At 60.5% G+C, this 11,800-nt stretch carries 11 protein-coding genes and 1 riboswitch; of the genes, 4 read left to right on the forward strand and 7 right to left on the reverse strand.

From position 1 onward, the window contains the following. Positions 1-11 precede the first annotated feature (11 nt). Positions 12-485: a flagellar export chaperone FliS gene (gene fliS, locus NG895_RS07655; protein ID WP_252851884.1), complete on the forward strand. Its 474-nt coding sequence runs from the start codon at positions 12-14 to the stop codon at positions 483-485. A 99-nt stretch (positions 486-584) separates the two neighbouring features. Beyond that, positions 585-1,448 (forward strand): menaquinone biosynthesis family protein, encoded by an 864-nt coding sequence (locus NG895_RS07660; RefSeq protein WP_252851885.1) that lies wholly within the window; start codon positions 585-587, stop codon positions 1,446-1,448. 171 nt (positions 1,449-1,619) lie between these two features. Next, positions 1,620-1,698, forward strand: a riboswitch (cyclic di-GMP riboswitch). Here NG895_RS07660 and NG895_RS07665 read toward each other — a convergent pair. Continuing rightward, positions 1,675-1,878 carry a hypothetical protein gene (locus tag NG895_RS07665; RefSeq protein ID WP_252851886.1) on the reverse strand — a complete coding sequence of 68 codons (204 nt, stop codon included), beginning with the start codon at positions 1,876-1,878 and terminating at the stop codon, positions 1,675-1,677. It overlaps the preceding riboswitch by 24 nt. 298 nt (positions 1,879-2,176) lie before the next feature. Between NG895_RS07665 and NG895_RS07670 the strand changes: the two genes are divergently transcribed. Continuing rightward, on the forward strand, positions 2,177-2,830 hold the full coding sequence (locus NG895_RS07670) for a hypothetical protein (RefSeq protein WP_252851887.1): 654 nt from the start codon (positions 2,177-2,179) through the stop codon (positions 2,828-2,830). Positions 2,831-2,907: 77 nt separating this feature from the next. Here NG895_RS07670 and NG895_RS07675 read toward each other — a convergent pair whose 3' ends face one another. The 4 genes from NG895_RS07675 to NG895_RS07690 form a co-directional block, all read right to left on the reverse strand. After that, entirely contained in the window at positions 2,908-3,360 is a 453-nt protein-coding gene (locus NG895_RS07675) for an ATP-binding protein (RefSeq protein ID WP_252851888.1), read from the reverse strand. Positions 3,361-3,490: 130 nt separating this feature from the next. Next, positions 3,491-3,844: an STAS domain-containing protein gene (locus NG895_RS07680; protein ID WP_252851889.1), complete on the reverse strand. Its 354-nt coding sequence runs from the start codon at positions 3,842-3,844 to the stop codon at positions 3,491-3,493. A gap of 161 nt (positions 3,845-4,005) precedes the next feature. Further along, positions 4,006-4,296, reverse strand: coding sequence for a hypothetical protein (locus NG895_RS07685; RefSeq protein WP_252851890.1), 291 nt, complete (start codon positions 4,294-4,296; stop codon positions 4,006-4,008). 184 nt (positions 4,297-4,480) lie between these two features. Then, positions 4,481-4,798, reverse strand: coding sequence for a hypothetical protein (locus tag NG895_RS07690; protein ID WP_252851891.1), 318 nt, complete (start codon positions 4,796-4,798; stop codon positions 4,481-4,483). Positions 4,799-5,050: 252 nt separating this feature from the next. Between NG895_RS07690 and NG895_RS07695 the strand changes: the two genes are divergently transcribed. After that, on the forward strand, positions 5,051-8,623 hold the full coding sequence (locus NG895_RS07695; RefSeq protein WP_252851892.1) for an acyl-[ACP]--phospholipid O-acyltransferase: 3,573 nt from the start codon (positions 5,051-5,053) through the stop codon (positions 8,621-8,623). Positions 8,624-8,781: 158 nt separating this feature from the next. Here NG895_RS07695 and NG895_RS07700 read toward each other — a convergent pair whose 3' ends face one another. Next, entirely contained in the window at positions 8,782-11,205 is a 2,424-nt protein-coding gene (locus NG895_RS07700; RefSeq protein ID WP_252851893.1) for a hypothetical protein, read from the reverse strand. Between the two features lie 157 nt (positions 11,206-11,362). After that, a complete protein-coding gene (locus NG895_RS07705) occupies positions 11,363-11,737 on the reverse strand; it encodes an HPF/RaiA family ribosome-associated protein (RefSeq protein ID WP_252851894.1) in 375 nt (124 codons plus the stop codon). Positions 11,738-11,800: the final 63 nt, after the last annotated feature.

The following is an 11,800-nucleotide window of genomic DNA, read 5'->3' on the forward strand; positions in this document are numbered from 1 at the left end:
AGGAACCAACCATGCCGCAAGCCAATCCGAGCAGTTACCTCGAGTCAAAGGTGAAGACCGCCTCGCCAGCCCAGTTGCACCTTATGCTGATTGAGGGAGCGCTGCGTTTCTGTACCAAGGCGCAGCACGAACTGGGCGACAACAACGAGGGCCACGCCAACGAAGCCATGCTGCGTGCGATGGATATCGTCGGCGAGATGCTGGCCGGCGTGCGGGGGGGCGAGAGCGACATCAACCAAAAGCTGTGCGAACTCTACCAGTTCCTTTTCTACACCCTCACCTCGGCGTACGTGAATACGGATGCCACCAAGCTGAGCGACGTAATGCGGATTCTCGAATTCGAACGCGAGACCTGGCAGCTCGCCTGCGAGCGGGCACACACCCAGCAGAAGGGAAATGCTCGGCCAACCACCAGCACGCCCATCGTGGCGCCGCACATCGCGCAGCCAACCACTGCGGCCCAGGGCCTGTCGTTCGAGGCCTAGTGTACCACGGGCAGCGGGGGCACTCGAAAAACCACGCGGGGGCGGGTAGGCTAGGGCTTTGCAAATGCCTTTCTGCCGACCAACCTGCGAGTGTACTTGATGTCCGCCACCAAGCAGCTAATCCGCGTGGGACACAGCCCCGACCCCGACGACGCCTTCATGTTCTACGCCCTGGCGAAGGACAAGATCGATACGGGCGATCTGGAATTCACGCACGAACTCGTGGACATCGAGACGCTCAACCAACGCGCCTTCAGCGGCGAGTTGGAACTGACGGCCGTTAGCCTGCACGCCTACGCCCACCTGCAGGACAAGTACATGCTGTGCACCTGCGGCGCCAGCATGGGCGACGGCTACGGGCCGATGGTCGTGGCGAAGAGCGAGATGAGCCTGGCCGAAGTCGGCACCAAGACCATCGCCGTGCCGGGCAAGCTAACCAGCGCGTACCTCTCGCTGCGGCTATGCCTGGGGACCGACTTCAACTACGTGTTGGTGCCGTTCGACGAGATCATCCCCGCCGTGGTGGCCGGTGAGTACCAGGGCCAGGCGATCGACGCGGGCCTGATCATTCACGAAGGACAGCTGACCTACGGCGAACAGGACCTGAAGCTGATTGTCGACCTGGGCGTGTGGTGGCAGGAAGAGACCGGACTGCCCTTGCCGCTGGGCGCCAACGCCGTGCGAAAGGACCTGGGCGACGAGACCATCGCTGAGGTCCAACGACTGCTGCGCGAGAGCATCGACTACGGCCTTGCCCACCGCGAACCGGCACTGGAATACGCGCTGCAGTACGGACGTGATCTGGACAACCAAAAGGCCGACAAGTTCGTGGGCATGTACGTGAACGACTGGACCCAGGACTTCGGTCCTCGGGGACGACAAGCGGTTGCCGAGTTCCTGAAACGTGGCCACGAGGCCGGCGTATTGCCACAACTGGTGCAACCCGAATTCGTCGGCGACTAAAGGAGATAAAGGCCACCATATTCCTGGGGAATCGTGGTCGCATCGTTGGACGAGCCCCCGTCCGTAACCTACTCTTTTAATAGTCAGAGGCCTCACTCATCTCTCCCCCCGTTTCCCTTGGTCGCTCCCCTTTTCTCATCCGCAATGGGCGTTGCATCGCATCGAACCGCCCACCGATAATGGCAAACCTGCCGCGAGGCAGGGACGCAAAGCCGTGGATCTCCGCCTAGGAGACAGCCAGGTTGCCGGACAAATTGCCCAACCGTCCGCGTCCGGACATTAGGCATGTGATATGTACTTCCTCCCCGGCCAGGTTCGCAACTACGCAACCGCTTCCGACGTACTCTTTGACTTGCTCCCCCAGTGCGAATCCAACGCTGCCGCTGCGGCCGTCGACGTCCGCGCCGCACATCAGCAATTGGTGCACCACGTAGAAATTCCTCGCGAAGAGCCTATCGATTGGCAAACAGCCAAATCCACCTCCTCTGGGGGATAAATCCCCCCAGTAGTAGCAGCAGCAGGTAATGTTCCCCTGTCTTGGGATAGGCCCGGCCGCAGACGGCAAGCAGTCCCCCCAACAGCTTGTCCGCTCACCGGGTCTATCCCTCTGCCATTTAGCGACTTACTGTGCATCAACAGAAAACATTTGCAGCCTTGGCTCAGCTTGTGGTAGGCTCGTTCGAAGCGTGGAATATCCACCTTCATTCTTGCTACGAAGGATCGCCACCATGGCTGTTTACCGAACGTTGGTCGTCGCGTCCCTCGCTGTGCTACTTGCACTCGCAGCGGACTCCGCCCTGGCCGATTGCTGTGCGGGCCATCGAGCCAGCTATCTGGTAGGCATCGGTGGTCGCATTGGGCCCAGTAGGGCCACGCCATTTGCGGGCACCCTCAATCCGCGGTATGCCAATCCGCAGTACGCGTCGGCGTCATCCATTGGTGGACCGATGGCCTTGCCCGGTCCCACCGATTTTCTGGTCCGTCAGGCGGCCCTTCAGCAAGCCGCGCAGTACGAGCGGTACAATCCATCGTTCGATGCAACGGCCGATAGCGTCCAGTACGCTTCGGACGTCGAGCTCATGGAGTCCCCGGCAGAAAAAGAGTCGGCTGCTTCGGAAGAGCCGGCTGAAGAAAGCTGGTCGCCTAGCTACCCTGGCCAGCAGCCTCCACGGCACATGGCGGCGCAGCAGCCCCGGGCCACCGAAAGGCAACAGCCGCCGCGGCAGATTGCTGATGGCTCGCCCACTCGAGAGACAGCTCGCCAAGCATCTCCCCAGCGTCGCGTTGCCAAGCGTTCCCGCAGCAAGAACGTGGGGGCGTTTGGTTCGCCCGCCGCGATGCGGTTGGCCAACAGCCTGCAAACAGCCGGGTTAGGCAGATAGAAGCGGCGCGGTAGTTAAACGCCGATCTCAGCAAAAGGAAGGGCCGTGGGGCCTGGCCCGTTACGCTGGACTGGCCTTCAGGACGAGACGTCCATCAGTTCGCTGGATTGCTCGCCGCGAACCTTTTCCATGGTAACGCGGTTACCACGGTCGTTGTATTCGACCGTGGTCATGTAGGCTTTGATCAACATCAGCCCCCGCCCACCACATGCCTCGAGGTGCTTACCTTTGCGACAATCGGGCACGTGCTCGGGGATGAACCCTGGCCCTTCGTCTTCGACCCGCAGCCAGAATCGCTCGGGGCTGACTTTACACTCGATCGCCACATGCTTCGATTCGTCGCACTTGTTGCCGTGACGAATCGCGTTGGTAAGCGACTCCTCCAGGGCCATCTGCACGCCAAACAATTCGCGGTCGCTCCATCCGAGTTCCGTGAGTTGTCCGAGGATCTCCTCCATCGACTCAAGGTGAGCGTTCCTCCGGCTGGGGAAGCTGCGCTTGAGTGTCCAACTCCAGTTGTGCTGGTCCATGGCTCGCCTTAATCGCGGTTGCCACGCTGTCGACCGACAACGAGTCGTGGCGAAGGATTGAACATATGCCTGTGGAGAGATGACGGCCGCGCTTGCGAGCCTTGCCGTGCGCGTGCAACTCTCGTGAACTCTACAGTACCGCCAGGGCGTCTGCTTCGTCGTCCTTGATCTGGAACAACTTGGTCAGCTTGGTAATGGCAAACACCTCGTAGATCTCGGGGCGAATATTCGTCAGGATCAGTTCGCCATCATGCGTACTGACCTTCTTTTCAAAGCTAATGAGCTTTCCCAGCGCGGCGCTCGACAGGAACTCGACGTGCGAAAAGTTGAGCACGAACTTACGATGGTCGTGGCGTTCGACCAGATCGTACAATTCCTGGCCCAGCTCTTGAATCTCGTCTTCATCGATGATCTTCGAGTCCGCAAACGTGACGACGGTAACTCCGCCGGAATCGCTCGCTTTGATTCGCTTAGTTTCAGGCATCGGCCAGGGCCTTGAGGAACGTGGAGGGGGGCAGTGGGGCGCTCGACCCGAGCGCCATGACAGCTGTTTTTACCGTAAATAATAATACTCGCGGACACTCCCGGCTGCAAGTCGAACCAACCTGGTCGGAAAAGCGCACGCCCCGGGCCACCAGTACAGCGTTAGCTGGGCCGCGGCATCGCCAGGCTGTGCAGCACCAATACCGCACCAATCGAGATAAGGCACCACCCCAGCCATTCCGGCGGCTGGATCGTCTTATTGCCAATGGGGACTACCGAAGCGGCCGTTCCGCCGGCGGCGTCACTGGCCGAAGCCACCGCACCGCTGGATCGGTCGGCAAGAAACTTCGTGGCTTGGGACGAAAGCGTGTAGCTCTCGACCATCCGCACCTGAATGCCGAGAAACAGGATCAGAACACCCAGAAAGAAAAATTGATTGCGGTTAAACTCCATCGTCGCGGTCCTTCCAGAGGGTGCGGTGGCGGGCAACTGCTGTCCAATTAAGACGGACCCTCATCCACAATTATCGTGGATTGCTGGCGACCGGAATGAGCAAGAACGGCCGGCGCGCGGTGCTAGGAGTGCTGCTCTCCGGGAGGATCGCACGGATTGTGCGGGGGGCCACCGGAAATGGACTTCAGTTCTCCGCTGGCTGAGCTGGAGGCAGGATCTTGTCCAGCCCGCGACCCACGGCGTCGTTCACGGCCTCCACGGCCGCGTCCTGCAGCACCTTCTGCTTGCCGGCTTTTTGCAGGTCGAGAATCAACTCCGGATGGTCGGCCCAATCGACGGGTTTGAAATCGCGGACATCTACGTAGATCTCCGACAACCGGGGAACTTGCTTGGGCACCAGTTGCAGCCCATCCGCAGAGTTTACCATGCTGTAGTGCGACAGCGCATGGTACAAACCGAAGCCGAGGGCCAGGCCCAGCAGAAAGTTATAAAGTTTACCCACAGCAATACTCCCGGAGCGGCGCCCCCACGTTGGTTCTGAGCAACTCGCTATTATAGGGTACGCCGCAGTACCAATACACGGGCGGGATCCACGAAGCACTATGGGCGTGTCCGGGTGCGTGTTGGGCGGTTGGTACTGGACACTTCTCCCACTGTGGGACCCCTTAGACGGCCGCTGTGGTAGCCGTTACAACTGTATCTCCCGATAAATTCGGGCTTCCCTGCCCCGCTCCCCTTAGCTGTGCCGCCTGCCATGTCCGGCTCCGCCGACGCCACCGCCGACGCGATGCGCCTGCCGAGCGATTCGGGCGAGTTTCAAGAGCCGGCACCCCAGGCGGGCTTGAAGTCGGCTACGTTCATTGGCCTGCTGCTGACCCAACTGCTGGGCGCAACCAACGACAGCATTACCCGTTGGTTGGTGATCGGCATTGGCAAGGAAAATTTCACCGCAGAGCAGGCCAGCCAGATGCTGGTGGCCGGTTCGGTTTGCTTTATCCTGCCCTACCTGCTGCTGGCCGCACCGGCTGGCTACCTGGCCGACCGTTTCAGCAAGCGCGACGTGATCATCTGGTGCAAGGTGGCGGAGATCGCCTTGATGGTACTCACCGTGGTGGCAGTGTACTTAAACTGGAACTGGTTGCTGTTTGCGTCCGTGGCCTTGATGGGCGCGCAGAGCGCCCTGTTCGGTCCGGCGAAGCTGGGCAGCATTCCCGAAATGCTGCACCAGAACGCCATCTCCGCCGCCAACGGATTGATTGGCTTCGTCACGGTGTTTGCCATCGTCATTGGCACCGCCATCGGAGGCTGGCTGGCCACTGCCCATGTTCACCAGCGCTTCGGCAGTTACAACTGGCTGGTGGAACTGGCCGTGCTGGTCGGCATCGCCGTGGCGGGATGGTTCACCAGCTTGTGGATCACGTTCCTCCGCGCCGCGCAGCCCGAAATGCCGTTTCCGTGGGACTTCATCAAACGGACCTGGTCCGATGTGAAAATTCTGTCGTCCGATCGCGCGCTGCTGCTGGTGGCCTTGGGAAGCATGTTCTTCTGGTCGCTTGGTACGCTTTCGCAACTCAACATCGATCAGCTTGTCTACGAACATGGCGGCAGCGACCAGGTGCAGGTCGTGCCGGGGCTCGTGGCGCTGGTCATCGGCATGGCGCTCGGTAGTCTACTTGCGGGCATGTGGTCGAACGAGCACGTCGAACTCGGCATCCTGCCGCTGGCCGCGGGTGGATTGGTGCTGTTCACGTTTCTGCTCTACCCGCTGGACGGCAACTTCATCATCTCCGGTGCGGGCGGGGTCGAGTGGTCGATGACTCCCAGCTACATGCTGGCCTGTTTTTACTTCGCCATGCTGGGCATTAGCTCCGGGTTGTTTGTGGTGCCGATTACCGCGTTCCTGCAACACCGCAGTCGGCCTGAGGTGCGTGGCGCCGTACTCGCGGCGTCGAATTTCCTGATGTTCTCCGGCATGCTGTTTGTCACACTGGGGTACTTGGCACTGCGGACCACCCGGTTCACCGATGGCAAACCACTGTTCGACGCTCAGCAGATATTCCTGATTTGCAGCCTGCTGACCCTGCCGGTAGTGGTGTACATCGTGTACCTGATCCCCCAGTCGACCACCAAATTCGTGGCCTGGCTGCTGGCCCACACGGTGTATCGCATCAAACTGGTTGATCGCGACAACCTGCCCATCGAGGGTGGAGCGCTGTTGGTGGCCAACCACGTAACCTGGGCCGACGGCATCTTGCTGATTTCCAGCTCCACGCGGCGCATCCGGCTGATGATCAAGAGCGATCTGCTGAATGCCCCCTGGAAGCGGCGAATGGCCCGCATGATGGGGGTCATCGAGGTGCCCAGCTCGCCCAGCGCGGCGCGCAAAGCCATCCAGCAGGCTCGCCAGGCCTTGTCGAACGGCGAGATGGTAGCCCTCTTCGCCGAGGGCCAGGTGACTCGCAGTGGGCAGCTCCAATCGTTCACCCGGGGGCTGCTGTCGCTGGTCCGTGGGACGGGGGCACCCGTAATTCCGGTCTATCTCGATGAACTCTGGGGCAGTATGTTTAGCTATCGTGGGGGGCGACTTTTCGGGCGCTGGCCATCGCAGTGGCCACATCGAGTCTCGTTTTGGTTTGGTCGCCCCATCAAGAATCCGACCAGCGTCGCCCAGGTCCGCGAGGCGGTACAGCAATTAGGAGCCCAAGCTGCCGTGAGCCGACATGCACGAAGCACCAATGTGATCCGCACCATGATCCGGACGTGCCGCAAGGCCCGTTTCCGCTGGAAAATCTCCGATACCACCAACGATGGCATCACTGGCGGACAGTTGCTGATGCGGACCATCATCCTGCAGCGGCTACTGGTCCGCGAAGTGCTTTCGGCGGACGACCAGCACATCGGCGTACTCATTCCACCCTCGGCCGGTGGCGCCATGGTCAACGCGGCCCTCACCCTGTCGCGGCGCGTCGCGGTGAACCTGAATTACTCAGCCACCGAAGACGTGATGAATGCCTGCATTCGCCAGGCCGGTATCCGCCATATTCTGCTTACCCGCCAGGTGGCCGAACGACTGCCGGTGGATGTTTCGAAGCTCGAAGCCAAACTCATCTACCTGGACGACCTTCGCGAGAAGCTTACCTTCGGCGATAAGGTACTGGGGGCGCTGAACGCCTACCTGACGCCCGCGTGGCTGCTCGACTCGATGTACGGCTTGACCAAAATCCAGCCCGACGACGTGCTGACGGTCATCTTCACATCGGGCTCGACCGGTGAGCCCAAGGGCGTGATGCTGACCTACCGCAACGTGGCCTCCAACGTCGACGCCATCGATCAGGTGATTCAGCTCCGTCCCGGCGATACGATGCTCGGCATCCTGCCGTTCTTTCACTCCTTCGGGTACACCGTCACGTTGTGGGGTCCGCTCTCGCTGGACATCCACGCCACGTACCACTTCAGCCCGCTCGACGCCAAGGCTATCGGAAAGCTGGCCGAAAAACACAAAGCGACCATTCTGCTGTCGACTCCCACCTTCCTTCGCTCGTTCACGAAGCGCTGCACGCCCGAGCAGTTTGCCACGCTGGACGTGGTGGTGGTGGGCGCGGAGAAGCTGCCCAGCTCGCTGTCCGACGCCTTCGAAGAGCGATTTGGCGTGCGACCGGTGGAAGGATACGGCACCACCGAGCTGGCGCCGCTGGTGAGCGTGAACATCCCGCCCAGTCGTTCGCACCACGAGGAAGTCGACGCCAAGGAAGGTACCGTGGGCCGGCCCGTGCCCGGCGTGGCGGCCAAGGTGATTCACCCCGAAACGTTCGAGGACCTGCCCGGCGGGGCCACTGGCATGCTGCTGATCACGGGCCCCAATGTCATGAAGGGGTACATGAACCAGCCGCAAAAAACAGCCGAAGTGCTTCGCGATGGCTGGTACGTCACCGGCGACATCGCCCGCATCGACGCGGATGGTTTCATCCAGATCACGGGGCGCGAGAGTCGATTCTCCAAGATCGGTGGCGAAATGGTGCCCCACATCGGTGTGGAGGAGGCGATCGAAAAGTGCGTTGGCATCGAAGACGACGACGAATCGCCCCGCGTGGTGGTCACGGCCGTGCCCGATGCGCGCAAAGGTGAGCGTCTGATCGTGGTGCATCGCACGCTGGAAAAAGACCCCGCTACGATCTGCTCGGAGCTGAAGCAAGCCGGCATGTCCAACCTCTGGATCCCCAGTACCGACAGCTTCATGCTGGTCGACGAAATTCCCGTACTGGGCTCAGGAAAACTTGATCTGAAGGGCATCGCCAACCTGGCGCAAGAGAAGTACGCCGCGGAATAGGTGTTGTTTCACAGTTGGCCACCCATGGGCCACATGCCGCGTAATACTACCTGTTGCGAATCGATCGATATCCGCCGGCATGCTGCTCGGTGCGTTCTCGATATGAGCACCGCTTGCCGAATAGACCTGAGAAACAAAGCGATCTCGTATCGGATCGCCTACCGGTAGTCCAATTGAGCGGTGGCTACGGTGTTCTCCGACGACTTGAACCTCAGCCAATAGGCTCCAAAACCATCGGCGAATCGGTACTCGAGTTCCTCCGAAGGTTGAACGTCGAGTTCTGCGACCGTTGCCCATTCGCCCGTCCCGGTGAAGTCGGCTTCAACGATGATTCTCACCGGCCGCGGGTGCTGGTGCGAGAGCGTGAGCACCGTCTGGTCGTAGCCCGTAGCCAGGTAAGGATCACTCGCCTTTCCTTGCTCGACTTGGGTATCGAGCCACGGACCGCCCTGCCCTCGCGGTTTGCCTAGCGACCATAGATCGTCGACGGAGCCAACCCACAGAGCGCACTTGCCATCTTCGCTTCGCACAATGTGATCGCCCTCGGCGTTGTGGTCGATGCCGCTCATGACGAGCAGGCCACGATAGCTGGCGTAGTCGTGGATCTGTCGATCGTGTGTGGCAATCGGTCGCAACTTGGCGAATCCGCCCGCGTTGGGCGCTGGCAATTCGTAGAAAGTCCCCCCCACATTCAGCAGATTTCGTTCGGTACACACCTCGCGGCAAACTCGCGCCATCACCCCCGTGATAGCTTCATCCTGCATCGCATTGCCCTTGGGCAGTCGCCAGCGGTTTCCATCGGGATCGATGTACAGCAGTGATGCGCTGTCGACTTCGATCTGTGGTGACGTGATGCCAACGTTCTGCTCCATCCAGGCTGCACCTTCCTCGTCTTCCACTTGTCGGAGCACTAGTTGGCCGTCGAGCTCGTAGCATCCAAGCGGGCCGGCATCATCCTCGGCGAGAAAGCGAAGTGAACGCATGTCGTCGCCCTGCGCGTAGAGCAATCCACTGCTGGTCGCTTGTCCTGATGGCTTGGCGATGCCTTCGAATATCTCGGCGGCCTGCTCCGGTCGGCGATCATCGTCGCGGTAGTGGAAAAAAGCGGAAACCTGGTGGCCATCCAGGTCCAGAGATAGCCGAATCCACTGCCCTTGCTGCTGTGAATCGAACTCCACCCAGAAGTCTTCCCCCGGCGGGACGATCTCGCGCCGCAATTCGTGCCATTCGCCTTGCCCGCTGGTATCGACTTCGATCGTCAGCGTAAGGCTTTCGCTGCTCTGGTGCGTAAAGTACATCGAGCGTCGGTCGAAGCCGGAGAACAGAAATGGATCGCTTGCCATGTACGATGGGACGTCATCGTTGAGCCATACAGCCCCACGTCCGAGCGGTGGTCCGAACGTGTCGAGCTTCCCAGGCTCGACGAACCACAGGTTCGACTGCGATTGCCCGGGCGCGGCCAAACCGCCCTTGAGCGGATCTTTGTTCAGAAACTCACCGCGTGCTGTATCGTCGCAGCCAAACACCACACGGTCCTGCCAGCGACAGAAGTCGCCAATCACCTTCAGGTAGCTCGATCGCGGGACAATCCCGGCCGTATTGCCGGCAGAGAACGTTTTGGGAAACTGCCAGAACTGTCCATGCATGGTCATCAGCAGTTTCTCTTCGCCAATGTCTCGTATACGCGGCCATTCGGTGTTCCAGCCGTGAGCACCGTCGTAGCAGTGCGAGGTCTTTGGCAGGCGAAAACTGTGCCACTGCCCGTTCTCCAGCAGGGCAAGAATCAACGAACGATTGTCCCAACCAATGCTCCACAGCCGATCGTCCTCGGCTCCGTTCCCCTCAAGGCCGCCAGGACCGGTCACCTCGGTAAACTGATTGCGACGGACTACCGTCCACTCTTCGGCCTGGCCATCCCAGGTGGCCAACACTCCACTGGGAACATTGGGATCCACGCGAGCGGCGGCGGCATGATCGCCATTGTTGGCGTACACGTAACGTCCTTGGGCGGAGTAGAATCCTTTGCCGTGATAGCCCGGCAGCGCCGCTTTTCGCCCACACTCCTGCTGTTCGTCGGCCCACAGTTCTTGCACGGCTAGCGTATCGACGTCCACTTCATAGATGCCTTCCTCCATGGTGGCAAACACAATCTTGCTTGCCGGATCGGACAAATGTCGCGCCAGGCCGGTGGGGCGGCCAAACATTTCCGAGTAGGGAATCGCACGGACGTTTCGCTCCGCATCGATAGCGTAGGGGCCAATGAACAGCTGCTGCGACTCGCGATGGATCATTCGATTGGCCGGCGTGCCACCGATGCTTTCGGCGCGAACGATTTGCTGCAAATCGGGCGTGATCTCGTACAGCTTGTCGCTCGATCCTTCAGGTGAATGCGGTGCGTAGGTGACCACCCACAGGCGATCGGCCCACGGCACGACGGCTCCCGTACCGCACTCCCGTTCATCGTTGAACATGGCAAGGTGCGGATAGATACCGGATACCTCACGGCGACCTGTCTCCGCGATCGCGCTGCTCGCCAGAATCAATAACAACGTCGCGAAAATGCAGATTGTACGAGGCAACATATTCCTAAAGTCGTCCGCAGATGCAAGATGGATCGCAAGGTCAAGTCGCCCCTTCACACGAACAGCCCTCAGCACCAATGGCCTGTACACGGGCGGCCTCTACTCTGGAGGTACGCTGCTGCGTGCGTTCACGCAGAGCTAGCGGACGCGTCCTGCCTCACGAATCATCTGTCTCGTCCAGGTCGCTCGGTTGGATTTGGGCCGGTCGCTTGCGCCGTTCCGTCCGCGCTTTGTCGACCATCGTGGCCAGGCGACGTTCCAAAGTGGCCGTGGCTTGATGCACGGCTTGATCAACATTCGCCGCCCGCACTTCGATACTCACGGGCGACTTGCCGGCGGGGCGGGCCTCCATCAGGCAGCGAATGTCGTCCGGGCCGCCCTTGGCGTGGCTATTCTCATCCGTCAGGTGCACTTCCACCCGGGTCAACCAATCGCCGAACCGCGATAGGGCCGTGGCCACTTCGTCTTGCCATTTTTCTACGGACTTTTCGTGGACGTCGATGTGGTTGTCGCTGTTGATCTTGACTTGCATATCCGCCTCTTTCGAAATCGATTGCTGGACCCCACGATGGGTCTTCTACTACCAGCGTACGCT

Origin of the sequence: Aeoliella straminimaris (assembly GCF_024054565.1) — a bacterium.
Taxonomy (GTDB): Bacteria; Planctomycetota; Planctomycetia; order Pirellulales; family Lacipirellulaceae; genus Aeoliella; species Aeoliella straminimaris.